The organism is Pseudoalteromonas sp. McH1-7 (assembly GCF_013366255.1).
Lineage (GTDB): Bacteria > Pseudomonadota > Gammaproteobacteria > Enterobacterales > Alteromonadaceae > Pseudoalteromonas > Pseudoalteromonas peptidolytica.
On sequence record NZ_JABWPQ010000009.1, the window covers coordinates 67,100 to 91,935 of the forward strand.

The following is a 24,836-nucleotide window of genomic DNA, read 5'->3' on the forward strand; positions in this document are numbered from 1 at the left end:
TCTTTGCACATGCATACAAATATGATTTAAGGGTCAGTTATGCCTAGTAACGCGTTTTTAGGAGTGTTTGCTAAATCTCCTATTAAGCCAATTGAAGAGCATATAAAAATAGTCCATCAGGCCAGTGCGGCCTTGATCCCATTTTTTAACCATGTCTTCAAAGGGGAGTGGGCGGAAGCGGATGCAATTCGCATTGAAATCCGAAACCTTGAGCGTGAAGCAGATGAACTTAAGCGTGAAGTTCGCTTACAGTTGCCTCGCGGTTTATTTATGCCAGTAGAACGGACTGACTTACTGGAACTAATTACTCACCAAGATAAGATTGCCAACAAAGCGAAAGATATCGCCGGTCGCGTTATCGGTCGTGAAATGGTGATCCCTGAATCCATTCAAAAAGACTTTCTTGCTTACGTCACTCGTTGTGTAGACGCGACTAAACAAGCATCTGAAGCAATCAATGAGCTTGACGAGTTACTTGAGACTGGCTTTAAAGGCCGTGAGGTTACACTCGTTGAAAAAATGCTCGTTGAGTTAGATGCTATTGAGCAAGATACCGATGAAATGCAAATAAAGATTCGTCAAGAGCTACGTGCTGTTGAAGGCGAGCTAAACCCGATTGATGCGATGTTCTTATACAAAATCATCGAGTGGGTAGGTGGTCTTGCGGATATTGCAGAGCGCGTTGGTTCACGTCTTGAGCTGATGTTAGCTCGTTAATAAAAATCGATCTTTGAAAATAAAGTAAGGTTTGTTATGGATTTTATTGCATCCTACGGCACGGTATTGGTTTTAGTTGCCGCAGCAGTTGGTTTCTTCATGGCTTATGGTATTGGCGCAAATGATGTTGCTAATGCGATGGGTACTTCGGTAGGTTCAAAAGCACTTACCATCAAACAAGCAATTATTATTGCTATGATCTTTGAATTCGCGGGTGCTTATCTTGCGGGTGGCGAAGTAACATCAACGATCCGAAAAGGGATCATTGACTCTACTCCTTTTATTGATATTCCTGAACTTATGATATTGGGGATGATATCAGCATTATTTGCCGCAGGTAGCTGGTTATTATTAGCTTCTATGTTGGGCTGGCCGGTATCAACTACGCACTCAATTATCGGTGCTATCATTGGTTTCGCACTGGTCGCGGTAGGTAGTGAAGCTATCCAGTGGGGCAAGGTTGCAGGGATAGTTGGTAGTTGGATAATTACTCCAGCTATTTCAGGCTTTATCGCCTATCTTATTTTCATGAGCGCACAAAAGCTTATCTTTGATACCAATAAACCACTAGAAAATGCCAAGCGTTTCGTCCCTATTTATATGGGTCTAGCGGGCTTTGTGATGTCATTAGTTACCATTAAGAAGGGACTAAAACACATCGGTATCAACATGGGTACTTTTGAAGGTTTTGCGCTGGCAATCGGTATCGCTATCGTGATTGGTATCATCGGTAAATTTGCAATTTCTAAATTGAAGATGGATCCAAATGCAGATAAGCAAATGCAGTTTAATAACGTTGAAAAAGTATTTGCTATTCTGATGGTGCTGACAGCGTGTTGTATGGCATTCGCACATGGTTCAAATGATGTAGCAAACGCAATCGGTCCTCTAGCAGCAGTAGTAAATATTGTTGAAAATGATGGTGAAATTGCAAAGAAAGCGGCGCTTGCGTGGTGGATCTTACCATTAGGTGGTTTGGGTATTGTTGCTGGTCTTGCGATTCTTGGTAAAAAAGTAATTAAGACCATTGGTGAAGGTATTACGCACCTTACTCCGAGCCGTGGTTTTGCAGCAGAGCTTGCAGCAGCCTCAACAGTTGTTATCGCCTCTGGTACCGGTCTCCCTATTTCGACAACTCAAACCTTAGTTGGTGCAGTTTTAGGTGTAGGTATGGCTCGTGGTATTGCCGCATTGAATATGGGTGTTATCCGTAACATCGTAGTTTCTTGGGTAATTACATTGCCAGTTGGTGCTGCCCTTGCTATTGTTATATTCTACATTTTGAGATTAGTGTTTGGCGTTTAAAAGCAAACCACACCTTTTCAAAAAGACAGACTTTTAGCTTGAAAAGATCTCAACACCTTTGGTGTTGGGGTCTTTTTATTTGTGCTGTTGAAAATAAAGAGTAAAGCTTGTGACGAATTTACCCAGTATCAAACAACTACAATACCTTCTTGCGGTGCATCAGCATCAACACTTTGGCCGAGCAGCCGAAGCTTGCTTTATCGGTCAGTCGACGCTAAGTAGCGCGATACAAAACCTTGAGGAAACACTTGGGTGTCAGCTTATTGAGCGTGAAAATCGCAGCCTAATGTTTACTGACATTGGCGAAGAAGTGGTAGAGCGAGCACGGAAAATTATCGATGACACCATGAGTGTGAAAGAGCTGACCAAAAGCTATAAAAACCCACTTTCTGGTAAGCTAACTTTAGGTATTATCCCAACTATCGCGAGTTTTATTGCAGCACCCCTTTATCAAGCTTGTAAGAAAGAGTTTGAAGCACTTAACCTAGTGCTAGTTGAAGACACCAGTGATAACCTATTAGATAAGTTAGAGCATGGGCATATCGATATGGCGATGCTTGCATTGCCATATCGAACGGATAAGTTCCATACTCAAGTCTTAGCCAAAGATCACTTTAGCTTAGTTCGTCATGCAGATTATAGTGTGCCAGAGCCAATAGAAGATTTTAATTTATTACCAGAGCAAAGCGTCTTTTTGTTGGAAAAAGAACACTGTATGACGGGGCACGCATTGAGCGCTTGCCACTTAAATCGTAGTGCGTGTATCAATCCATTTGAGGCGGCAAATCTGCATACATTACTGAGCATGGTCGAATACAAAAATGGTGTCACCTTCTTACCACAAATGGCCATTAATGCTGGAATTTTACAAGGTAAGCCCCTTATTGCAACGCCCCCACAGGATCATGCCTATAGGGAAATAGGCTTAATATGGCGCCGTACCACTGGACGGATAAGGGATTTTAGACTGTTTAGTGATTTTGTTAGAGGCTATATTTCATCACAGTGTCAAGCCAAAGCTGACAGTATGAAGTAAGATTCAATCCTATCTATCGCACCAGTAATGGTGCTTTTTTCAAAAAATTCTCTATTGATACAACTTTTTTAATACTTGCAGCGATTAACTGATAAAAGAATTAATGAGTGAGCTGAGTGTTTTTTAATAGCGAAAAACAATTAATAAAAAGAGCACTACAAGGCAATCAAGGTGCTTGGGCATCATTATGTAAACAGCATCACAGTCGAGTATACAACCAGTGCTTAAGGCTCGTGGGTGAGCCGCAAGATGCGCTGGATATAGCACAAGATGTATTTATCAGTATGCACCGTAATTTACATACATTTAATGGTAACTCTCAGTTTTCAACTTGGGTATTTAAAATTACCCATGCAAGGATTGTTGACCATATGCGTAAACGGAAATTCGAATCAATTGAAGGGAAAGAGCCGGAGGTACTTCAAGCTGGACCTGATGCTGGAGTGGCTCAACAGCAGAGTAATCAAGAAATTTATGATGCACTAAAACAGCTTCCTTTTGAGCAACGGATTGTGGTTGAACTAAAGTTTTTCCAGCACTACACATTCGAAGAGATTGCTATGCAACTTGAACTATCGACTAACACGGTAAAGGCGCGACTATATAACGCGCTTAGCAAAATGAAAGGGCAACTAGAGGTGCGTGATCATGGCTAAATTGGATGTTTTGTTTGCAAAGTGGTTAGAGGGAAAGCCAATCACAGAGGATGAATTAGCAGCGCTGCGTAATAACAGTGAATACCGTGACATGCTCCAAGCTGCAACGCAATGGCAGCAACATGCCAAGACGTACCAAGTGCAAACACCACCACCACAACTTACTCAGCAGTCAAATACTGATACTTGGTCCTTGTCGACTGTAGCTGCTTGGTTGGTCGTAGGATTGGGAGTTGCAGGTTTATGGTTACAAAACTTGGGGTTACACGAGCAAATGACTGCGCAACAAATGCAGTTGGCCAAGCAACAAGAGGTAATTCAGAAGGTCTTATCCCAGTTTGATGAAGTGAAACCGATAGAGCAAGAAGCACTCTCCAGATTAGTGACCCAAGTTGTGGAGCAAAATCGCAAAGAACGAAGTTTAGCAATGAATAACTTGGTTGATCTTATCCAAGCGCAACGTGCGCAAGATCAAGCACTACTTAGATTGCAACTAAATGAACTTGCAGAGCAAGTAGAGCAGACACCAACGCAGAATTTAGCACAGTATCGAGGTAAACCATGAAGTTAATTACATTGTGCCTAGGCGCAGCTGCAACATTATGTGCAAGCTTTGTCCAGGCTGAGTCGCCAAATCCACCTTTACAGCGTGAAGTGGCTATTTTTGAACGTGTACTAACTAGTGCGCTACAGCATGACACACAAGATCAAGTCCGCAGCGTTTCTGGTTACTACCTTCATGACCAAGGAGCAGTGTTTGAATTAGTATTGAAACGTCGACATCGACTAGAGTGGCTATCACATATAGAGAACCTTGACGACGTTGCCGCTATTGGTGAGTTTGAATTACCAGACTTAGACATCGCGATTGCTGAAGTAGAAGTCTCAGAGCCAATTGCTGAGGCTTTCTCTGAAGCTTATGCCGATGTTGCTGATAAAGTAAGAGCGGGTGCTGAAAAAGTAAGAGAAGCTGTTGAGCAAGAAAGAGAAAACCGGATCAGACTCAGAGAACTTGAGCGCGAAAAGGCTGAACTTGAGTTTGCGAAAATGCATGAGCAGGAAGCCGACAGCCAGAAGTTTAGTGAGTCTTTAAAAGAAGTCGAAAAACGTATTGTGCAACTCTCGCATAAAGACACCGAATTAAAAGCCTTAAAAGATAAACTCAAGAGCAGTCTAGAAGCATCTCGAGCGAAAAGGGAAAAGGAAAGAGTACAGCAGCAGCGAGCACTCGAAGAAGCGCTTACGATGAGTTTAGCAACCAGTCTATGTGATTACGGTGCCGGCTTACGCAGCTTGCCTGATGATGAATATATTAGTTTTATCTACAGCGAACCAAATAACACAAATAGCAAACAAATACGTATCTATCCAAAATCATTGATACAGCAATGTGTGACTGGAAAGAAAAGTGCAACAGAGCTACAAGAAGCGGCTGTTAGCTACCGCTTCTAACTAATACCAATTTGACTTAATACTTGCTCAATTTGAAGGAGTATATCTGACGCTAACCGCGTTAAAAATTTTTTATTTAGAACAACTAAATAAAAAATTTTTGCCTTGCCTACAGGACGTAGGTACCTCGGCGTGAGCAGGACGCGGAAGCGGTGTTATCGACAAGATTTTCTCACCTCAAAATAGACCACGTAATTAAGAAAATTGGTATAACCTGAACTTAGAGTTAGAAATAGGCTAATCAACAAAAGTACCTAAGCTTTACAGCGGAATATTACTCTAGCCAAAAAATATTTCTTAGTGCAAAGCAAATGTCATGATGTGGTTAGGGATAGTGGCTAGAGCATCACCTTTTTGCCGAGTTCAGGTTATCGTCCTGCGCTATATCGGGAACCCTAATAAAAACAGCATGCCAAGAGTAGCGGCATGCTGTTTTTATTAAATATAGTACTTTCCAACGTACTTTGTCTGAATGGACGTAGACACTTTGGCGATAGCAGGCAGCGATGCTGGTGTTATCGACACGGATTACTCATTGCAGAATAGACGTCAAATTGAGTAATCTAGTGTTACGCTTGTTCAATATTTTTGGCCGTAGTCAAGTTCGGTAGAAAGAGTAAGTATACCCACACGACCAAGTTAAAATAGGGTAGCAGTCCAAGCCCCGTGAATAACTTTACTGGGTATCCCTTAGCACTAGCATAACGGTAGCACTGATATGCGATGAGCAAGTTTGCAAGTATTAAAAAAAGCGATAATGACAGCATAATTTACCCCTTGAAGTCCATAGCAAGATGTAGCTCAATCCTTTGAATGTCTGTATTTTTAAGGTGTTACCTTAAAAATTGATGACATTTTAAACTGATATCTTTAATTATAGTGAACTTTGCAAGAAGTAAAAGTAACCTTTAGTATAAAGTTGTTACTGCTCTGTTTTTAGGGATAAAATAGTTTTTAGGCTGCACTCCAACTGCTCGATGGGAAGTGGCCTCGAGATAAAATAGCCTTGACCATAATCCACACCAATCTCTCTAAGTTTATGAAATATATCTTTATTCTCGACGTATTCAGCTACCGAACACTTGTCTAGTGAGTGACTGATATCGTTTACAGCCTTGACCAAAGCCAAGTCGATAGGATCATTTAACATGTCTCGTACAAAGGAGCCGTCAATCTTAACATGCTGTGCAGGAAGCTGTTTTAGGTAGCTAAAAGTACTAAAGCCTGTTCCAAAATCATCAATAGCAAAATGGCAGCCTAAGTCGTTTAGATTTTTGATCATAGACTGTGTTGCATTTAAATTATTAATACTGGCTGATTCTGTGATCTCGAATATAACGCGATTCGCACTTACCTGATACTCAGTGAGACAGGCTTGAATATGTGGTTGCAGTCTCTCATCTAAGAAAGAGTGTGCAGACAAGTTAATCGCCACTTGGCTGAGCACATCAAACTCTGAAAGTGCCTTGATCGCAGTTCTGATAACGCATTGATCCATTAGAAAAGTATCGTTTAAAAGCTCCAATGCGGGGATAAACTGATTGGGGTACACGATTTCATCATTGATTTTCAACCTGAGTAAGGCTTCGTAATACGCAACTTGTTGCTTTTTGAAGTCCCAAATAGGTTGATAATGAAGTTCTATACTGTCATTTTGTAGCGCTTGTCTGACACTGTGACCCCACTCTAAGCCAATTTGTAGTGTTTGGTTCTGCTCATCTTCTTTGTTGTAACAATGAACTAGATTACGTCCCAGATTTTTTGCAATATAAAGTGCAATATCAGCTTGCTTCAAACACTCATTGGGATCAGCATTGTCACTGTTAATTTGGGTCAAGCCAATCGAGCAACTAATAGAGTAGGCATTATCTTCGAAATGAAACTTATGCTTTTCAATGGCCATACAAATACTTTCCGCATACATATGGGCATCGAGTAAAGCGGTATGTTTGAGTAAAATTGCAAATTCATCACCACCAATACGAAACGTAAGGTGCTGTTCTCCAATTTCATCCCCAAACAGTTCTGACACTTCTTTTAGAACAATATCGCCTTGTTGATGACCTTTGCTGTCATTAATGATTTTAAAGTGATCTAAGTCGATGTAAATCAGGGCATGCTCAATATCATTTGTAGACTTTACTTCATTACACAGTTGATTAAGCTGCTGGTCAAAATAATAGCGATTATGCAAACCTGTCAGTGTATCGTGTAATGCTAAATGTCTGAGTTGCAACTCTGCTTGTTTACGCTCATGAATGTTATCAAGCGTCGCAGTGATAGCTACGGAGCTAGATGTATTTTTGATAAGTTGCAAACGGCACTCCACCCAAATGAGATGACCGTTTTTATGACGTAGCTGTAATTCTATTTGAGCATGCTGTCGCTCACCATTTTGCATTTCTTGCATTACGGTTTGCAGCGTTACTAGTTCCTCTTTGGCGATATAGTCATGTAGTTGGGTATGCAAACTAGACTTTATCCCAAACCCTGACAGGTATTCCCATGCTGGGTTAATAAATCGAATCGCGCCTTCTAAATCAAGTTCAACCACAACCGTTCTTAAATGAAGGAGGATCCTTTGGTGTGCGGAAAACAAATCTTTATAACGATTTTCACTTCTGCTTAGCTGTTCAACCTTATTTGCAAACTCAGCGTAACTCACCATAAAGTCTTCTCGCCGTGCGGCGTGATCACATACTTTACTTAAAAATGGCATATCGTATGGTGCCCGAACAAAGTCGGTTACGCCAAGTAGTAATAGTTGCTCAGCATGATCGGCATCACGTTTGTCAATAATGGTCACAATTGCTTGACTAGGTTTATGTTTTAGAATGCTCTCTACGAGTTCGTCAGCGGAGCCAGAAAGGTTGGTCGTTGTGTCCATTAAGACGATAGCATAGTTACCCTGAAGAAATAGCGATAGGGCACTGTTTGCTGTATTTACATGCGTACAAGAGAAATTATGTGATAGATGCGCACAAATTTTTTCAGCTTTATTTTGGTCCGGTTCAAGGAGTAGTAAGTTGAGCCGGCTACTTTTATCTAGATGTGTCGACAATACGTTTGCCAAGATCTGCGGCAGCATATCTTGTCGCTCAAACGGTAGCACAGCATCTATACTGTAGCTGCGCGCGGTCGTCTCAGCGATACGCTCACAATAAGTTGGCGGAATAAGTACGATAGGCGTACTTTTTGAGGTAGCGAGCAAGCCTGAACGTATCATACGAGAAAAGCGCCAGCCATCAATTTTACCGATGTTGAGGCCGGTAATCACTAAGTCGACGGGTTGAGTTTTTAGTAAACTCAAAGCATCTTGTGAGTCAGATTTAGTAATAATAGTAAAGACATCTAATACGCTGAGCGTTTTAGTTAAAGTTTGCGTTTCGTGAGTACTGGCGTTAACAATGAGCAACGTTAGTTGTCTAGACACAATAAAAAAACCTCACCAGATACTGGCATACGATTACAACGGTTGACGGTATAAAATGTGCGCTAAAAGGCATAAGCTATTGTTTCAACTTAAAGAATAAAGATTGTACAGCACTTTGTGTTTTAACTTCGTAAAATCTTTTAAGTGAACGCCATTTTAGACCCGCTAGGTTAAAGGTATTTACGCAAGGTTACAAGCACTTGATTTCGCTAAAACACCGCACTAGACTTGGCGCAATTTTCGAAATGAGGCTTTTCCATGCGCGTAGCAGACTTTAGTTTTGACCTTCCTGATGAGTTGATTGCAAGACACCCAATGAAGGAGCGTTCTAGCAGTCGTCTTCTTACCTTAAATGGCAATAGTGGTGAAATCGAGCACAAGATTTTTAAAGATATTGTAGCGCTTATTAACCCTGAAGATTTAATCATCTTTAATAACACAAAAGTGATCCCTGCTCGCATGTTTGGGCAAAAAGCCAGTGGTGGAAAATTAGAGGTATTAGTCGAGCGTGTCGTTGATGAGCGGACAGTACTCGCTCATGTTAGAGCAAGTAAGTCGCCAAAGCCTGGTACTAAAATTGAGCTTGAAGGCCAAGCAACCGCTGAAATGGTTCAGCGTCATGGTGAGTTATTTGAGTTAAGGTTTGAAGGCGAAGAAAACGTGTTGGCGATTTTAGATAAAATTGGCCATATGCCTTTACCACCATACATAGACAGACCTGATGATGATGAAGACAAAGAGCGTTATCAAACTGTTTATGGAGAGAAGCCTGGCGCTGTTGCAGCGCCTACAGCTGGACTGCACTTTGACGATGAGTTGATGGCCAAGCTAAAGGATAAAGGCGTTGAGATGGCTTTTGTGACTTTACATGTTGGTGCAGGTACATTTCAGCCTGTGCGAGTAGATTCGGTGGAAGAGCATGTCATGCACTCAGAATACATCGAAGTCTCAGAAGACGTTGTTCAGGCGATTAAAGCGGCGAAAGCGAGAGGAGGGAGAGTTATAGCGGTAGGGACTACGTCAGTGCGCTCACTTGAATCTGCCGCAAAAGCGAATGGCGGCGAGATTGCTCCGCTTTACGGCGATACCGATATTTTCATTTACCCGGGTTACCGCTTTAATGTGGTTGACGCCATGGTGACTAACTTTCATTTGCCAGAATCGACATTAATCATGCTAGTGAGTGCATTTGCAGGGCAAGAACATATTATGAATGCCTACCAAACTGCAATCGCAAAGCAATACCGCTTTTTCAGTTACGGTGATGCTATGTTCTTGCAAAAGCAAGATAAGTAATTTACACCATACAGCTATTAAAATGCCCAGTATTACTGGGCATTTTGCTTTTTCTGACTGTAAAGTTGTCGGCGTGATATAGACTTTGGGTTTTTTATCCCAATATTAGAATTGAGCCGTTAATCTTGGTAGAATCGGAAGATCACCGCCCTAAATATGGGGTTAGCATGTTTTTTAATCAATGTTGGACTGTTTTTCTGACAACGAGGTAACAATGAAATTTGAATTAGATCGCAAACAAGGCAAAGCTCGCCGAGGTCGCTTAATCTTCGACCGTGGTGTAGTAGAAACTCCTGCGTTTATGCCGGTTGGCACTTATGGCACAGTAAAAGGCATGACCCCAGACGAGCTTAAAGAAACGGGCGCGCACATCTGTTTAGGCAATACCTTCCACTTGATGCTACGCCCAGGCACGGAGATCATCAAACAGCACGGTGATCTGCATGATTTTATGAACTGGGATAAGCCTATCTTGACTGATTCTGGCGGCTTCCAAGTATTTAGCCTAGGTGCGATGCGTAAAATTTCTGAAGAAGGTGTGCTATTCAAATCTCCTGTTAATGGTGAAAAGATTATGTTGTCGCCAGAAAAAGCGATGGAGGTGCAGCGTGACTTAGGCTCAGATATCGTCATGATTTTTGATGAATGCACCCCATATCCAGCAACAGAGAAAGAAGCTAAAGATTCAATGGAGCTGAGCTTACGCTGGGCAAAGCGCTCTAAAGAAGCACATGGTGATAACCCGTCAGCGTTGTTTGGTATTATTCAAGGCGGTATGTATCCTGAGCTTCGTGCTGAGTCGCAAAAGGGCTTAGAAGAAATAGGTTTTGATGGCTATGCACTAGGTGGTTTATCTGTTGGTGAGCCAAAAGAGGACATGATCAATATTCTTGATCAATGTGCATATAAAATGCCTGAGCAAAAACCACGCTACTTGATGGGCGTGGGCAAACCAGAAGATTTGGTTGAGGCAGTGCGCCGTGGTATTGACATGTTTGATTGTGTAATGCCAACGCGTAACGCTCGTAATGGTCACTTATTTGTGACCGGTGGTGTGGTAAAAATCCGTAATGCAGCACACAAAACGGATACCAGCCCATTGGATGCAGAGTGTGATTGCCACACTTGTCAGAATTACTCTCGAGCGTACTTACATCACTTAGATAAGTGTAATGAAATTTTAGGCGCTCGACTCAATACCATCCACAACTTACGTTATTATCAACGTTTGATGGAAGGAATGAGAAACGCCTTGTCAGAAGGCACATTTGACGAATTTGTCGAAGACTTTTATGCGCGCCGTGGCATACCGGTGCCAGAGTTGGCTGACGTTGGTTTGACAGAAAATAATTAATTTTATAAACGAGGAAGTGAAATGAGCTTTTTTATCTCAAGCGCGCATGCTAGCAGTGCAGCGGCTGCACCAGCAGGTGGCGGTATGGAAATGCTAATCATGTTAGGTATTTTTGGTCTGGTATTTTATTTTTTAATTTACCGTCCACAAGCTAAACGTGTTAAAGAGCACAAAGACCTAATGGGCGCATTAGGCAAAGGTGACGAAGTACTAACTCAAGGTGGACTTGTGGGGAAAATCACAAAGGTAGCCGATGATAAGGATTTTGTTGTAATCGCACTAAACGACCAAGCTGAAGTGACAGTGCAAAAATCAGCGATTTCAGCAGTACTTCCTAAAGGTACAATGAAGTCTCTATAAGAAAAACAATAAAGGGATAGTCCAGTGTTAAACAAGTATCCAATGTGGAAGTACTTACTTGTTCTCGCTGTGTTAGCTATCGGTATTCTTTATGCCACACCTAACCTGTATGGTCGCGATCCGGCCATCCAGGTATCTGGCACAAAAGGAGCGGATGCGACACTCAGCGTATTAGATCAAGTCAACGAAACCCTGCAAAAGAATAACCTTGGCGTGAAATCTTCTGTGCTTGAAGATGGCCAAATCCTTGTCCGCTTCAAAAACGTTGAAGATCAGCTTAAAGCGCAAGATATTCTGCGCAATACTCTAAGTGAAGACTACATTTCCGCTATTAATATGTCCCCTGCACAACCTGAGTGGTTAAAAGACTTAGGTGCAAATCCAATGAAACTTGGTCTTGATTTAAGTGGTGGTGTTCACTTCACAATGGAAGTGGATATGGTCACAGCGATGGACAATGCACTAGAGCAAATGGAGCAAGACTTTAAGAGCGACTTGCGAGAGGAAAAGCTACGCTATCGCACTGTTAGACGAGTATCTAATAGTGAACGTGTGCAAGTAACTATGCGTTCTGAAGAAGACAAAGATGCGGCATTAAGTTTCTTGCGAAAGCGCTATCCTGGTAATGACTTTATCAATGACAGCAGTGACAGCCTTGCTTTCTTCTCAAGCCTTAGCGATGTCAAGTACAAAGAGCTTCGTGAATATGCGATTAAGCAGAACGAAACGATTATTCGTAACCGTATCAACCAACTAGGTGTTGCTGAACCAAACGTACAACGTCAAGGCGGTGAACGTATTATCGTACAATTGCCAGGTGTTCAAGATACAGCTCGTGCAAAAGAGATTCTTGGTGCGACGGCGACACTGGAGTTTCGTGAAGTAGACGAAAATGCCGATGTTCGCGCAGCTGCACAAGGTCGAGTGCCACCAGGCACAGAAGTTATTCTGCATAAAGATGGCTACCCTGTGGTGCTTAAAAAGCGCGTTATTCTTGAGGGTACTCACATCACAGGTGCGCAATCTGGAATGGATGAATATCAGCGCCCACAGGTTAATATCAAGCTAGATAGTAAAGGTGGCGCAAAGATGAACGCCTTTACAAAACGTGCCATTGGTAAACGTATGGCGACGGTTTTCATCGAGTACAAGCCATCAGGCAAGAAAGACGAAAATGGCAAAGCGTTACCACCTATCAAAGTCGAAGAGGTGATTAACGTGGCGACGATACAAGCGCGTTTAAATAGCTCTTTTCGTATTACTGGGATTGATAGTCCGGCAGAGGCACATAACCTAAGCTTACTACTTCGCGCAGGTGCGTTGGTAGCGCCAATTCAAATTGTTGAAGAGCGTACTGTAGGTCCAAGCCTTGGTCAGGAGAACATTGAAGCTGGTATGACGGCGGTTGTTCTTGGTTTTGCGTTTGTTCTTGCCTTTATGTTGCTGTACTACAAAGGTTTTGGTCTGGTAGCAAACCTAGCGCTTGCTGCTAACCTAATTATGATTGTGGGTGTAATGTCGATGATCCCAGGTGCCACACTTACGCTGCCAGGTATTGCCGGTATCGTATTAACAGTTGGTATGGCTGTTGATGCTAACGTTCTGATTTTTGAGCGTATTCGTGAGGAATTAGCAGAAGGGCGCAGCCCGCAACAAGCGGTACACCATGGTTATGATAGCGCATTTAGTACAATCTTCGATGCCAATATCACGACACTCATCGCGGCGGTGATCCTATTCTCTGTTGGTACAGGTCCAATTGCAGGTTTTGCGGTAACGTTAGCTATCGGTATTATCACGTCAATGTTTACAGCGATTGTTGGTACGCGTGCGGTAATCAACGCTACGATCGGTGGTAAACGTATTAACAAGCTATCAATCTAGGAGACGGACATGCAATTATTGAATTTAAAAAGCACTATCCGTTTTATGTCGGCAAGAAAGCTATCAATGGCTTTCTCGGCGTTATTGATTTTAGCGTCAATCGGCTCGTTTATGGTCAAAGGATTAAACTTTGGTTTAGACTTTACCGGCGGTACCGCGGTTGAAGTTGGCTTCTCACAACCGGCTGATTTAGCCAAGGTGCGTAGCGTGTTGGCCGAAAATGGTTTTGCTGATGCCTCGGTACAGTTGTTCGGGTCTAGCCAAGAAGTGCTGGTACGTCTAGCGCCAAGAGGCGATGATGTTAAGGCTGAAGTACTTGGTAATCAATTGATAGCTGCACTTAAACAAGCAGATGAAAGCGTTATTATGCGTCGTATTGAGTTTGTCGGGCCAAGCGTGGGTGAAGATCTTAAAGAGCAGGGCGGTTTGGCGATGCTAACCGCGCTTATCTGTATCTTAATCTATGTTGCTTTTCGATTTGAATGGCGTTTTGCTGTAGGTGCTGTGGCAGCACTTTTCCACGATGTTGTCTTAACGATGGGATTATTTTCCATTCTTGGTCTTGAGTTTGACTTAACAATTTTAGCAGCGATACTCGCCGTAATAGGATACTCCTTGAACGATACAATCGTTGTGTCAGACCGTATTCGTGAAAACTTCCGCAAAGTCCGAATTGATGACACATTAGAGATTATTAATATCTCTTTGACGCAGACACTTAACCGTACATTAGTCACCTCAATCACGACGATTCTCGTGTTGGTAGCACTATTTGTTTGGGGTGGTCAAACCATTCATGGTTTTGCCACCGCCCTGTTATTTGGTGTTTTCATCGGTACTTACTCATCAGTTTATGTTGCCAGTTCTGTTGCAGTTGCAATGGGTGTGAGCAAAGAAGACTTGATCCCAGTAGAAGTTGAAAAAGAAGGTGCGGATTTAGACGCCATGCCTTAACTACAGACTATAGAGTAAATAACCTGAGCTGCGGATAACTAATGCCTTTCTAGCAGCCAGTTTTAGCGCTAACTGCGTTGAATTCACTTCCAATAGCCAGCTGTTGGTTCGTAAATTCGCCTTGCCTACAGGATGTAGGTACCTTAGCGAGAGCAGGACGCGGGAGCGGTGTTTTCTCTAAAACTCTCTGGGTAGACAAGGAAAAACTAAGTTGTGGCTTAGCAACAGTGAGTTGGAACACTCCTTATCCAAACCTCAGGTTAAATATCAAAAGCGGCTAACTTAGCCGCTTTTTTTGTTAGCATATAATTGTTTCTAAAAAATTACATTGTTGTATAATGATAATCGTTATCAATAAAGGAGATTATCATGTACAAACTCATGATGGCAGTTAGTGTATTAGCCTTAGTTACAGCATGCTCAGAGCAGCCTCAGCCAGAGCAAAAAGTAGCGCCTGCCGTGCAGGAAGCGACTGACTCGCTAAGTATGTATAAAACGCAAGCCGAGGCACTATTAGCCAATATTCGTGTAGAGAAAGAAGATAAAGCCTTAGAGGCTCAGTCAGCAGAGTTGGTGAATTTATCACGCACTCTATTGAACGAATTCGTCGCTAAGTATCCTCAATGTCAGACCTATCTTGATGCTTTAGACAAGGCAGCAGATATCATCCCAACATTACCTTTGGAAGAAATTGAAAGTGGTTATCATGCGGATGGTAAGTTACCAAAATTCGACGACCCAGTTTGTTACCATGCCAAAGACCTATTAGTTCACCCTGCGACAGTTCAAGCGATAGCTATGAATGGCTTTAAAGGGCCTGAAGATTATAAAAGCGCAGAGATGGAAATTGTTGAAGTAATAGCGCATTTTGATCAAGTTGAAAGAGCACTGAAGTAAGCGACACTACCTTGTCTTAATACTCACCCAATTTAAAGGTGAAGTAAATTCAACTTTAAATTGGGTACATTTCACCCGATTGACATGTAACTGTCATACACAGTTGCTACCGTGCGCGATTATGTTTTTACAGTGAGCCTGATCCTGTGAAGTCTTCGCGCACGATACTACTCAATACAATAATAAAAGAAAAAGCGATATCTACACTTTTTCAGCCCATCTATGATCTTGCGAGGCGTCAAATTTTAGGATTTGAAGCACTAAGCCGTGGTATTCCGGGTTCATCACTGGAGTCTCCAGATAAATTGTTTGCAATCGCAAGTCAGCAAGAGCGATTATCTGAGCTAGAAATTATTTGTCGTGATAGTGCGATTAAGCAGTTCGTGTCGCACAACTTACCCGGTAAATTATTTTTAAATGTTAGTCCCAAAGCGTTACTAGATCCTTCCCACCCCAAAGGTGAAACACGTCACCTCACGGAAATTTACGGGCTTGACCCAAAACGTGTTGTAATTGAAGTCACAGAACAAGATAAAGTAGATGATGCACATTTGTTGCTATCCACTATTACACATTATCGAGAGCTTGGATTTCAAATTGCAATTGACGATTTGGGAGCCGGGTATTCGGGACTAAGAAAGTGGTCAGAGCTATGTCCTGATTACGTTAAGGTCGATCGGTATTTTATCGATCATTGCGATCAGAGTGTAGTGAAAAGAGAGTTCTTGAAGTCGATAATAGAGTTGGCAAAAGCCACCAGCACTAAAGTGATTGCAGAGGGAATTGAGCGAGCTGAAGAACTAAAGCTAATTGAACAGTTGGGTATTGTTAATGCACAGGGCTTTTTACTTGCTAAACCTGAAATGAAACCGCCTACTGAGCTTGAGGTGTTTAAGTCACTACACTCAGATCCGTCGGCTGTACCTGGGCGGTTCGAGCAGTCTATGGCTATCGGTTGGCTGGCCAAAGATATAAATGCTATCCATGAGTGTACACAATGTATTGATGCACATAGGTTATTTGAGCAAGATCGAAACTTGGCTAGCATCGCGGTTGTGAATGATGTGAGAGAGCCAATAGGGTTGCTACATCGAGATCAATTAACAGAAGTTTTTGCAGCACCTTATGGTCACGCGCTATTTGACAAAAAGTCAGTGATTAAATTAATGGACAAGCAGCCTTTGGTGGTTGATGAACAGCAAGAGCTTGACTCCGTCAGTAAGCAAATTACCGATCACGAATTTGATATTCGTCGCCATATTATTATCACCAGAAATGGCTGTTATCTTGGCTTAGCGCCGCTTAGAGACATACTAAAGCACATTACCGAGGAAAAAATACGTCATGCTCAGCATGCTAATCCATTAACCATGCTACCTGGTAACGTCGCGATTAACGAAGCGATAGAGCAAAGACTGCGTTCGAATCATGACTTTTCTTTGGCTTATATTGATTTAAACCATTTTAAACAGTTTAACGATTTATATGGGTACGCCAGCGGTGACAGTGTCATTAAGCTTTTAGCTGAGGTGACCATGGATGTTTGTGCCCACAGCCCAAGTTTTGTAGGTCACATAGGGGGGGATGACTTTATGGTGGTATTTGATAATCATGATGCGCAAGCACTATGTCATGAGATTATTGCTGAGTTTGAAACTAAATCCACAGCTTTTTTTACCCCTGAGCATGTCAACGCGGGAGGCTATTGGGCAACAAACCGCGAAGGACAAAAGCAGTTTGTACCATTATTGACTTTATCAATCGGTTTAGTGCGTCCAGATCTACAGCACTGCTTTAACTCCCATCAAGTGGCGGCATTGGCAACTGATGCAAAAAAAGAAGCTAAACGATACCGAAACAGTTACTTATTCGTTTGTAATCGACGCAAACCCACTGTGTCGACGGTTCGGCTCGAAAATGCAGGGTAATAATAGCGTAAGCATACGACGACTTCATAATACTCTTTATCTTTGATAACAAAACGCTATACAAGGGAAAAATATCACTGAAGAAGTAGCAAACTTAGTGCTTTGCTACTCCTAACAGGTGTCTAGCGCTTTTTACGCAGACTGGGGAGGGCGTAGTCATATTCTTCTTTGTAGGTAATTGCGGCTAAAATAAGTAGTATTAGACAATTAGCACTGTAAATTAAGTACCCGCTAACATCAAAACTATAAAAGAAAATGGTCATTTCGACGCCTTTGGCATTTCTAAAATAATTTTCAATTAAGGCTGCGAAGCTCATAAAAACATTAAAAATCGCCAGCCAAGGCATAATTGCATCGGCAAAGGTGTAGCGTGTTTTTAATTTTGGGAACAGCTTTTTGGTGATCTCGACACGATAAGTCAATGGAAAAACTACCATTAACGCAATTAAAAAGTGAGTTCCAAAAATAAGAGTATTCTGAAGGAGCCGTTGGTCTTTGTCTGAAGAGTCTAAACTAATCAAACCAGACGAAAAAACCGCAGTTTCTAGGGTAAAGGGAACAACTGCTAACAGGGAGAGTGCGCAAATATTAACGTCTTTTAATCGAGCCCCTAAAATAAAGACTGTTAAGACAATAAGCACATAAATAATGTAGAAGTGAAAACGAATGTCATATAAGACTAAGAGACCTACTGCTACAATTGCATAAGGTATCAGTAGGTCTCCTAATGAGAAATTTTTCTTCATAGCACCACACTAGTCTTTGCTAGTTTCTTTTTGTGCGTTAGGGTCGGTTGGTTCGTAAATACCGCCACCAGAAACCTTTTTGCATTCTTTCAAATTTAGCTTTTGCATTACATAGTCCTTATTGAATTTACTTGACGTGCAAGCAATCAAAGTGTTTGAGGTTGATACTCTAATTGCGCTAAACGCAATTTCGGAAAGTCGCCCAGACTACTTAACCGACAATTCCGACCAGTACAAACTTAACACCAAATAAACACAAGGTGAATGAAAAATTAAAGATTTTTTTTAAGTAATAGCCTTGATAAATCAGAATTTGAGCTAGTTTATTAAAAAAAATAATAAATTCATATTGTTATATTCTGAATTTTGCGACCTCAATTTCTAAATTGCTAGAAAGCGCTTTAATGGTATCAGTTGCTTTGTGGGCTTTTTCTGAAACGCTAGCAGTTTGAGACGCAGTATCTGATATTGTGACGACTCGCTGCGCCGTATCTTCACCTGCACTGAGCTGTTCTTGCGCGGCTTGTGCTATTTGATGACTCATATGTAAAATAGATTTTAAAGAATCGGCGACTTGAACTAGTGCTTTAGAGGCATCAGAAGACATGCTAACGGTCTTTTCACTGGTTGCAATACTAAGGTTTACCGAGGCTTTTGCATCCTGTGTTGCACTTTGCAGCTTGGTGATCATATTGCGAATTTCTTCGGTACTGGTTTGTGTTCGTTGTGCAAGCTGTCTGACCTCATCAGCAACTACGGCAAAGCCTCGCCCTTGTTCACCCGCTCTTGCAGCCTCTATGGCAGCGTTTAGTGCCAGCAAATTAGTTTGTTCAGCAATGGATTGAATAACGGTTAGGACGTTCGCTATATTTGATACTTCTTCGTCGAGTACTTGGATGTTATTACCAGCGCTGTCAATTTGCTGCTCTAATAATGCAATCTCTTGCGCGGCTTGAGCTGTGAGTTTATCCGCTGCATTTCCTTGGCGTTCAGCCTCTTGTACTGAGCCTGCTGCTTGTTGAGCATGTTCAACAACGGCTTGAGCTGATGCAGTAAGCTCAGTAATTGCAGAAGCAACCATTTGTGTTTCTGAACTGAGGCTATGGGTGAGCTGCTCCAATTGAATTGAACGTGATTCACTGTCTGACGTTTGCGTCTGCAATGCGCAACTTGCTTGTTTTAACCCTTCAACGACTCCCTTTAGGCCGTCTTGCATGTAAGCCATTGCGGCTAAAATACTATAGTCTTTACAGCTAGCGGTATTAATAGGGGTGGTGAGGTTTCCTCTAGAAACATGCTTTACAATGGTCAATACATCGTTTATTTCTGCCCCCAACTTGTGACTCAAAGACAAACCAAATCGTGCTAGCGCCGTGGTCAGTATAATTGCCACTACTAAAGACAATGCAACTAACCAGATAGCAGTATCCCAGTAGCGTTCATTGACTTCTTTGTAACTTATTCCGGTGCCAACATACCAGCCAAACCGAGGTGTTTTCTGAACTACCGAGGTAAGATCGACAATTTCACCGTCCCGTAATGATGTCCAATGATAAGTAATGATCTGATCAACCTCATTACCCACCAGGCGCTTGACCATACCACCTATGCTCTTTCCTGAAGCATCCCTAAAATCGTTAAAGCTAGTGCTATGAAGCTGAGGATCATGGGGGGTTGCAACAAAATCCATTTTATCATTAACAACATAAACGTATTCAGAGTCGTGATATTTGTTCTCTCGTAGGACCTGAATTGCCATTTTTTTGGCTTGTTGTTCGGTCAATAGGTTCTGTTGTGCAAAATGTTCAAATTGTTTCACTATGTTAACCGTACTTTTCATCAGCTGATTGATGCGAGCAATATTATCGCTCTCACTGGCATGGCGTAGTGCTTGAAGACCAACAAAGGCGACGGCAAGCAAAGAAACAAATATTGCCGCTGCAAAGGTAATTATTTTTGCTCTAAGTGTGAAATTGGAAAACACAGGATAGCCCCCTAAAAATACTCTATTAAATGATTTAGCATGTTTAGGGGGAAGTTGTAAGTGGGTTAATATGCTACACGGACTATTTCGAGATGATATTTACTCATACACCGGAAATTTGAGAGTTAATTTGCATTAATTATGCTAATTTCTTCATCGGTGAGTGTGCGGTATTCACCCTCTGCAAGCGTTGGATCAAGTGTGATACCAGCTATATTTTCCCGATGTAGTTCAACAACTTGATTACCTACAGCGGCAAGCATTCGCTTAACCTGGTGGTATTTTCCTTCACAAATAGACAAGCGTAATGCGTATTTATCTATTTGATCTGTTTTTGCCGGTAACGTAGCTTGTTTTTCGCCATGAAGTTCAACACCTTGCTCGAGCTGGATCAAAGCTGTGTCGGTCAATTCATCACGACTTTCTAAAACATAAGTTTTAAACTTTTGCTTTTTAGGGGAGGTAATTTGATGTGACCAATCTCCATCGTTGGTGAGCAATACTAAACCAGTTGTGTCGATATCTAACCTACCTGCCACATGAAAATCTTTTAAGTTAGGCTCATCGAGCAAGTCAAAGACTGTTGGGTGTAACTCATCGCTATTTGCACATACATAGCCCTTAGGCTTATTGAGCATAAAATAGCGTAAGCCAAGGTACTGTAGGTGAACACCTGCAAATGTTATATGATCTGCTAAGGTAACTTGGATATCGCCTTTTTTGACGACGTTACCATTGACGGTAACTAGACCTTTTTTAATATTGATTTTGACCTTACTGCGAGGCATTTCAGCAACATGGCTCAAAAACTTCTCTAACCTACATGGAAATTTCATAGTTAAATAGCTCGAATAATAAATTAGTTTTTGCGATAGATTTCAGGTAATAAATCGTAACAATGCACGCTCAGCGCAAACTGTTTGGATACTTTAGCTTGCAACAGTGTTAACGCCCCTTCGGTAAGCGCCTGCTTTTGCTCTATTGTTCTACCCGCCATTAAATGGATCTGTAAATGAATAAATCCTTGTTTGCCATCACCTAGTTGAAAATGCTCGAATGACATTGCACGTGTTTTAACTGAAGCTGGATCGAAAAGACCACACGCACAAGCGAATTGCTGTACTTGTGATACTAAGGCTTCGGTTTCTATTGGTAAATTATCCGAATGTTCGAGAATAAAGTGAGGCATGTGAAACTCCATGTTTTTGCATTAGTCGTAGAGTTTATGCTATTTATCTGGGGTTATTCCACAAAAGAGTGAATTATTAGCATGCTGTCCTTATTTAAATTCTCCCCGTTACTCAGTGAAGAAGAAACTCAGTGGTTGGTCGATACCTTTATTTGGGCATTTGAACACTTTGATGGAGAATACTTTTTAAGCGACACGCAGATTATTACACCGACCCCACACTTTTTCCCCGATCCTGTTTCGAGTATTGAAGAAATGGCTGCTGTTGTTTTTTCCCGAGTAAAGTCATATGCAGGTTTACAAAAATGGCCAATTCATCTGGTATCGCCAGCACAAATGCAAACGACGCATATGGCAAAATTGCAGGTAGCTGGGCGGTGGCGTGGTGATCAAGCTGTCATTTCAGAGGCTTCAACTCCGATAGCGGTGTCTTATAATCCGAATCAAATTAATCAGCCACAGGATCTTGTTGCGAGCCTAGCTGGGGTGCTAGCAAAGGTACTGATTTTACAGCGGGGAGTATTACCGCCGGGAGGGCAGGAACAGCTGGATGCTGCAAGTGATGTGCTTGCCGGTTTTTTTGGTTTTGGCGTGATGGTTTCTAATACGGTGTATCACTTTAGGGGAGGGTGTGGCTCTTGTTATAATCAGTACGCAAATCGTCAGGCAGCACTGACTGAGCAGCAAAGCATATTCGTCCACGCCTTGGTGTGCCATTTTAAAGGTGCAAAGGATGGTCATAAACATCTCAAACCACATTTGGTCGGCCAGTTTAAAAAAGCCAAGAAGCAAATTAAGATGATGATGGATAGCTCTGAGCGTATAGACTTACTTGCTTTACAGGAACATGTTCATGCCCGCTTATCTTGATGAATTTATCATAATCGCGCTTGCTCACTTTTTTGCAGTAGCAAGCCCAGGTCCTGATTTTGCGATAGTGCTCAAGCAAAGTGTACAGCAAGGTAGAGCAAATGCGCTTTGGACAAGTTTTGGGGTTGGCTTGGGTATTTTAGTACATGTCAGTTATTGCTTATTGGGCGTAGCGTTACTGCTATCTCAATCTGAAACCTTGTTCACAGTAGTGAAATATATAGCCGCGCTATATCTGGCTTATCTTGGTGTCCAAGCGTTGCGATATGCAAAACCCAGTTCAGAGCATGAAAATATGACTGAGCACACTGTTACTGAGTCTAATTGGAATGCGTTGAAGCGTGGCTTTTTAGTTAATGCGCTGAACCCAAAGGCGACGCTGTTCTTTTTATCGCTTTTTACTTTGGTCATAGAGCCAAGTACTCCAAGTAGTGTGCAGCTGTTTTATGGCATATACATGGCGTTGGCAACTTGGTTATGGTTCTCTTTACTGGCTGTTATTTTATCAAAAAAAAATGTCAGGCACTTTTTTCAGCTAGCTGGACATTGGTTTGATCGCGGGATCGGTGTGATCATGTTATTACTCGCAATAAGGCTGGTGGTGTAATGAATGACAAAAACATAATTAATTTTAGCTTTGGTTCGAATATGTCCACGGCTCGGTTATTATCACGATTGCCTGAAGCTGAGCTATTGGGAACTGGCGTGCTAAACGGGTATCGGTTGACCTTTGATATGTTAAGTACAGATGGCTCAGCAAAGTGCAATATCGTGCCATGCTCAGGACTTAACAGTCGAGTTTATGGGGTGTTATACACGCTGAACCTGCAAGAGAAGCGACGTTTGGATGAAATTGAAGGCGAGCGCTATGACTGCCGCAGTGTACCTGTCGTAATGCAAAATGGTAGCGTTGTGGAGGCTTGGTGCTACATTGCCAATACCTTTATTGATGATGAGTTGCCTTTTGATTGGTATGTTCAGCACGTACTTGAAGGGAGCAAAGAACATCACTTTCCATCTGAATATCAAAACGTTATATTACAGCAGCCCCATAGGATTGATGAAAATAAAGATAGACAAAAACAAGAGTTAGCGATTTATCAGTCACGCTGCGATTAATATAAAGTTCACGCTCGCATTTAAATGGTTGAGCTGTAATAAATCCAAGGAATAGTAATGAAAATAAAACAATGGCTCATCACAACTGGTTTGGTTGCTGCAAGTATACTGACACCGCCTGCAAGTGCAGCTGTAAATTTACAAGATGTGGAAAGTGCCGTCGAAGAAGCGATGAAGCGGTTCAATATACCGGGTTTAGCGATAGGTATTGTTGAAGATGGCAAAGTTGTGATGACCAAAGGCTTTGGGGTCACACATTTACACAAGCTTGCTAACGTCAATGCTGATACGCTTTTTGGGATCGCATCTAATACCAAAGCTTTTACTGCCGCAGCACTGGCAATGTTGGTTGATCAGGGAAAATTAAGCTGGGATGATAAAGTTGTTCAGCATATTCCTGAGTTTAAGCTTTACGATAGCTATGTCACTCGAGAAATGACCATTCGCGACTTATTAAGTCACCGCAGCGGGTTAGGTTTAGGGGCCGGAGATTTAATGATCTGGCCTGATACAGATAAAACCATGCCTGAACTACTTGCTGGTATCTCACACCTTAAACCAGATTCCAGCTTTCGCAGTCAATACGCCTACAACAATCTCATGTTTGTGGTAGCCGGTGAAGTTGTCAGTCGAGTGAGTGGTAAAAACTGGCGCGACTTTGTTGAGCAAGAAATGTTCAATAAATTGGAGATGGATGATTCCAAAGCAGGGTTTTCTCGGATCCCATCAGATAACACGAACTGGGCAACGGGACATATTCCTATGTCGGGTAAATTGACGCCATTTTTTGTTAACTATCTTGAAGATTTTCGAGGGGCGGGTGCCATTGCGTCCAATGTCGATGATATGACAAAGTGGCTACAAACTCAGTTAGCTGGTGGGCAGCTGCCATCCGGCGAGCAATTATTTTCAGCTGCTCAGCAAGTACAAATGTGGCACCCTCATATAACACGAATACCAGCCAAAAAAGCGGCATCATTTTATCACCAGCAGTTTAGAGGTTATGGCTTAGGCTGGGCGATTGAAGATTATTTCGGTTATAAAAAAGTAGGCCACGGCGGCGGTATTTTAGGCATGGTCTCTCAGGTTGCAATGATCCCAGAGAAGAAGCTGGGTGTTGTTGTACTGTCAAATCAGCAAAAGTATGCTGCGTTATCAGCGATTATTAATGAAGTATTTGAGGATGCCCTAGGGTTAGAAGATAAAGATTGGGTCAACCTTATTGCTGATGACTATTTTAAAGCTCAGCAAGAAAAGTACGCCAAAGCAGGCATTGCCAAAGTAACGGCGCCGCAGCCATCATTGCCGTTGCAAAATTACACCGGAACTTTGGTAAGCTCATGGTACGGTGATGTGATAATAGAGCAACTTGATAATGTACTGCGAATTGATTTTACGCACACTAAACGGCTAAAAGGAAAGCTTGAGCATCTCAGTGGCAATACTTTTGTGGTACGCTGGGATGAGCCGTTACTTGAGGCTGACGCCTATATCAACTTTACTATTAATAAATCACAACGCGTAGAGTCAGCTGAAATGGAATTTGTAAACCCTCAAATCACCGATTTTAGTTTTGATTTTCACAACCTTGAATTAAAGGCTAAGGCTGCGCCTGCAGCGCATTAGGATATACCAAAGTATCAAAGCCACTAAGAG

General features: G+C 42.0%; 23 protein-coding genes. 17 read left to right on the top strand and 6 right to left on the bottom strand.

The window, feature by feature from the left end; translation table 11 throughout:
* Positions 1-39 precede the first annotated feature (39 nt).
* The 6 genes from HUZ36_RS08270 to HUZ36_RS08295 all read left to right on the top strand — a co-directional run bounded on the left by HUZ36_RS08270 (position 40) and on the right by HUZ36_RS08295 (position 5,166).
* Positions 40-717, top strand: a complete 678-nt coding sequence (locus tag HUZ36_RS08270) for a TIGR00153 family protein (protein WP_125252136.1) — start codon at positions 40-42, stop codon at positions 715-717.
* Positions 718-753: 36 nt separating this feature from the next.
* Positions 754-2,022: an inorganic phosphate transporter gene (locus tag HUZ36_RS08275; RefSeq protein WP_125252135.1), complete on the top strand. Its 1,269-nt coding sequence runs from the start codon at positions 754-756 to the stop codon at positions 2,020-2,022.
* A gap of 109 nt (positions 2,023-2,131) precedes the next feature.
* Positions 2,132-3,058: a hydrogen peroxide-inducible genes activator gene (locus HUZ36_RS08280; protein WP_128731164.1), complete on the top strand. Its 927-nt coding sequence runs from the start codon at positions 2,132-2,134 to the stop codon at positions 3,056-3,058.
* Between the two features lie 116 nt (positions 3,059-3,174).
* Positions 3,175-3,714, top strand: a complete 540-nt coding sequence (locus tag HUZ36_RS21700; protein ID WP_125252133.1) for an RNA polymerase sigma factor — start codon at positions 3,175-3,177, stop codon at positions 3,712-3,714.
* The gene (locus tag HUZ36_RS08290; RefSeq protein ID WP_128731165.1) at positions 3,707-4,279 is read left to right on the top strand and encodes a hypothetical protein; all 573 of its coding nucleotides are present in this window, start codon (positions 3,707-3,709) and stop codon (positions 4,277-4,279) included. Before HUZ36_RS21700 ends, HUZ36_RS08290 begins: the two co-directional genes overlap by 8 nt.
* Positions 4,276-5,166: a hypothetical protein gene (locus HUZ36_RS08295; protein WP_147390848.1), complete on the top strand. Its 891-nt coding sequence runs from the start codon at positions 4,276-4,278 to the stop codon at positions 5,164-5,166. Before HUZ36_RS08290 ends, HUZ36_RS08295 begins: the two co-directional genes overlap by 4 nt.
* Positions 5,167-5,735: 569 nt before the next feature.
* Here the strand turns inward: HUZ36_RS08295 and HUZ36_RS21710 are convergent.
* The gene (locus HUZ36_RS21710) at positions 5,736-5,933 is read right to left on the bottom strand and encodes a hypothetical protein (protein WP_125252130.1); all 198 of its coding nucleotides are present in this window, start codon (positions 5,931-5,933) and stop codon (positions 5,736-5,738) included.
* A gap of 155 nt (positions 5,934-6,088) precedes the next feature.
* Positions 6,089-8,599, bottom strand: a complete 2,511-nt coding sequence (locus tag HUZ36_RS08300; protein ID WP_176032568.1) for a GGDEF/EAL domain-containing response regulator — start codon at positions 8,597-8,599, stop codon at positions 6,089-6,091.
* A gap of 258 nt (positions 8,600-8,857) precedes the next feature.
* On the opposite strand from HUZ36_RS08300, the gene queA reads away from it, so the two are divergent.
* The 7 genes from queA to HUZ36_RS08335 all read left to right on the top strand — a co-directional run bounded on the left by queA (position 8,858) and on the right by HUZ36_RS08335 (position 17,272).
* The gene (gene queA / locus HUZ36_RS08305; protein ID WP_125252128.1) at positions 8,858-9,895 is read left to right on the top strand and encodes a tRNA preQ1(34) S-adenosylmethionine ribosyltransferase-isomerase QueA; all 1,038 of its coding nucleotides are present in this window, start codon (positions 8,858-8,860) and stop codon (positions 9,893-9,895) included.
* Between the two features lie 214 nt (positions 9,896-10,109).
* Complete coding sequence (gene tgt / locus HUZ36_RS08310) at positions 10,110-11,249, top strand: tRNA guanosine(34) transglycosylase Tgt (protein ID WP_125252127.1); 1,140 nt, start codon at positions 10,110-10,112, stop codon at positions 11,247-11,249.
* A 21-nt stretch (positions 11,250-11,270) separates the two neighbouring features.
* Complete coding sequence (yajC, locus tag HUZ36_RS08315) at positions 11,271-11,609, top strand: preprotein translocase subunit YajC (protein WP_125252126.1); 339 nt, start codon at positions 11,271-11,273, stop codon at positions 11,607-11,609.
* A gap of 24 nt (positions 11,610-11,633) precedes the next feature.
* Positions 11,634-13,493 carry a protein translocase subunit SecD gene (gene secD / locus HUZ36_RS08320; protein WP_176032569.1) on the top strand — a complete coding sequence of 620 codons (1,860 nt, stop codon included), beginning with the start codon at positions 11,634-11,636 and terminating at the stop codon, positions 13,491-13,493.
* Positions 13,494-13,502: 9 nt separating this feature from the next.
* Positions 13,503-14,447, top strand: a complete 945-nt coding sequence (gene secF, locus HUZ36_RS08325) for a protein translocase subunit SecF (protein WP_125252124.1) — start codon at positions 13,503-13,505, stop codon at positions 14,445-14,447.
* Positions 14,448-14,816: 369 nt separating this feature from the next.
* The gene (locus tag HUZ36_RS08330) at positions 14,817-15,344 is read left to right on the top strand and encodes a hypothetical protein (protein WP_176032570.1); all 528 of its coding nucleotides are present in this window, start codon (positions 14,817-14,819) and stop codon (positions 15,342-15,344) included.
* A 146-nt stretch (positions 15,345-15,490) separates the two neighbouring features.
* A complete protein-coding gene (locus tag HUZ36_RS08335) occupies positions 15,491-17,272 on the top strand; it encodes a bifunctional diguanylate cyclase/phosphodiesterase (RefSeq protein ID WP_176032571.1) in 1,782 nt (593 codons plus the stop codon).
* A 122-nt stretch (positions 17,273-17,394) separates the two neighbouring features.
* On the opposite strand, the gene HUZ36_RS08340 is transcribed toward HUZ36_RS08335, so the two are convergent.
* The 4 genes from HUZ36_RS08340 to HUZ36_RS08355 all read right to left on the bottom strand — a co-directional run bounded on the left by HUZ36_RS08340 (position 17,395) and on the right by HUZ36_RS08355 (position 21,191).
* The gene (locus HUZ36_RS08340; RefSeq protein ID WP_225740673.1) at positions 17,395-18,018 is read right to left on the bottom strand and encodes a hypothetical protein; all 624 of its coding nucleotides are present in this window, start codon (positions 18,016-18,018) and stop codon (positions 17,395-17,397) included.
* A 352-nt stretch (positions 18,019-18,370) separates the two neighbouring features.
* The gene (locus tag HUZ36_RS08345) at positions 18,371-20,002 is read right to left on the bottom strand and encodes a methyl-accepting chemotaxis protein (RefSeq protein ID WP_176032572.1); all 1,632 of its coding nucleotides are present in this window, start codon (positions 20,000-20,002) and stop codon (positions 18,371-18,373) included.
* Between the two features lie 125 nt (positions 20,003-20,127).
* Positions 20,128-20,838 carry a pseudouridine synthase gene (locus tag HUZ36_RS08350; RefSeq protein WP_176032573.1) on the bottom strand — a complete coding sequence of 237 codons (711 nt, stop codon included), beginning with the start codon at positions 20,836-20,838 and terminating at the stop codon, positions 20,128-20,130.
* Between the two features lie 23 nt (positions 20,839-20,861).
* A complete protein-coding gene (locus HUZ36_RS08355; protein WP_125252120.1) occupies positions 20,862-21,191 on the bottom strand; it encodes a 5-carboxymethyl-2-hydroxymuconate Delta-isomerase in 330 nt (109 codons plus the stop codon).
* An 81-nt stretch (positions 21,192-21,272) separates the two neighbouring features.
* On the opposite strand from HUZ36_RS08355, the gene HUZ36_RS08360 reads away from it, so the two are divergent.
* Genes HUZ36_RS08360 through HUZ36_RS08375 form a run of 4 tightly spaced genes read left to right on the top strand, consistent with a single transcriptional unit; the run spans position 21,273 to position 24,806 of the window.
* A complete protein-coding gene (locus HUZ36_RS08360) occupies positions 21,273-22,061 on the top strand; it encodes a hypothetical protein (RefSeq protein WP_128731172.1) in 789 nt (262 codons plus the stop codon).
* Complete coding sequence (locus tag HUZ36_RS08365) at positions 22,045-22,668, top strand: LysE family translocator (RefSeq protein ID WP_176032574.1); 624 nt, start codon at positions 22,045-22,047, stop codon at positions 22,666-22,668. Before HUZ36_RS08360 ends, HUZ36_RS08365 begins: the two co-directional genes overlap by 17 nt.
* On the top strand, positions 22,668-23,180 hold the full coding sequence (locus HUZ36_RS08370; protein ID WP_128731174.1) for a gamma-glutamylcyclotransferase family protein: 513 nt from the start codon (positions 22,668-22,670) through the stop codon (positions 23,178-23,180). The genes HUZ36_RS08365 and HUZ36_RS08370 overlap by 1 nt, the downstream gene beginning before the upstream one ends.
* Positions 23,181-23,237: 57 nt before the next feature.
* Positions 23,238-24,806 carry a serine hydrolase gene (locus HUZ36_RS08375; protein ID WP_176032575.1) on the top strand — a complete coding sequence of 523 codons (1,569 nt, stop codon included), beginning with the start codon at positions 23,238-23,240 and terminating at the stop codon, positions 24,804-24,806.
* Positions 24,807-24,836 lie beyond the last annotated feature (30 nt).

Coding starts and splice junctions, on each gene's coding strand:
- HUZ36_RS08270 (WP_125252136.1), top strand. CDS start 40: ATGCCTAGTAACGCGTTTTTAGGAGTGTTTGCTAAATCTCCTATTAAG.
- HUZ36_RS08275 (WP_125252135.1), top strand. CDS start 754: ATGGATTTTATTGCATCCTACGGCACGGTATTGGTTTTAGTTGCCGCA.
- HUZ36_RS08290 (WP_128731165.1), top strand. CDS start 3,707: ATGGCTAAATTGGATGTTTTGTTTGCAAAGTGGTTAGAGGGAAAGCCA.
- HUZ36_RS08295 (WP_147390848.1), top strand. CDS start 4,276: ATGAAGTTAATTACATTGTGCCTAGGCGCAGCTGCAACATTATGTGCA.
- HUZ36_RS21710 (WP_125252130.1), bottom strand. CDS start 5,933: ATGCTGTCATTATCGCTTTTTTTAATACTTGCAAACTTGCTCATCGCA.
- queA (WP_125252128.1), top strand. CDS start 8,858: ATGCGCGTAGCAGACTTTAGTTTTGACCTTCCTGATGAGTTGATTGCA.
- tgt (WP_125252127.1), top strand. CDS start 10,110: ATGAAATTTGAATTAGATCGCAAACAAGGCAAAGCTCGCCGAGGTCGC.
- yajC (WP_125252126.1), top strand. CDS start 11,271: ATGAGCTTTTTTATCTCAAGCGCGCATGCTAGCAGTGCAGCGGCTGCA.
- secF (WP_125252124.1), top strand. CDS start 13,503: ATGCAATTATTGAATTTAAAAAGCACTATCCGTTTTATGTCGGCAAGA.
- HUZ36_RS08330 (WP_176032570.1), top strand. CDS start 14,817: ATGTACAAACTCATGATGGCAGTTAGTGTATTAGCCTTAGTTACAGCA.
- HUZ36_RS08340 (WP_225740673.1), bottom strand. CDS start 18,018: ATGAAGAAAAATTTCTCATTAGGAGACCTACTGATACCTTATGCAATT.
- HUZ36_RS08350 (WP_176032573.1), bottom strand. CDS start 20,838: ATGAAATTTCCATGTAGGTTAGAGAAGTTTTTGAGCCATGTTGCTGAA.
- HUZ36_RS08355 (WP_125252120.1), bottom strand. CDS start 21,191: ATGCCTCACTTTATTCTCGAACATTCGGATAATTTACCAATAGAAACC.
- HUZ36_RS08360 (WP_128731172.1), top strand. CDS start 21,273: ATGCTGTCCTTATTTAAATTCTCCCCGTTACTCAGTGAAGAAGAAACT.
- HUZ36_RS08365 (WP_176032574.1), top strand. CDS start 22,045: ATGCCCGCTTATCTTGATGAATTTATCATAATCGCGCTTGCTCACTTT.
- HUZ36_RS08370 (WP_128731174.1), top strand. CDS start 22,668: ATGAATGACAAAAACATAATTAATTTTAGCTTTGGTTCGAATATGTCC.
- HUZ36_RS08375 (WP_176032575.1), top strand. CDS start 23,238: ATGAAAATAAAACAATGGCTCATCACAACTGGTTTGGTTGCTGCAAGT.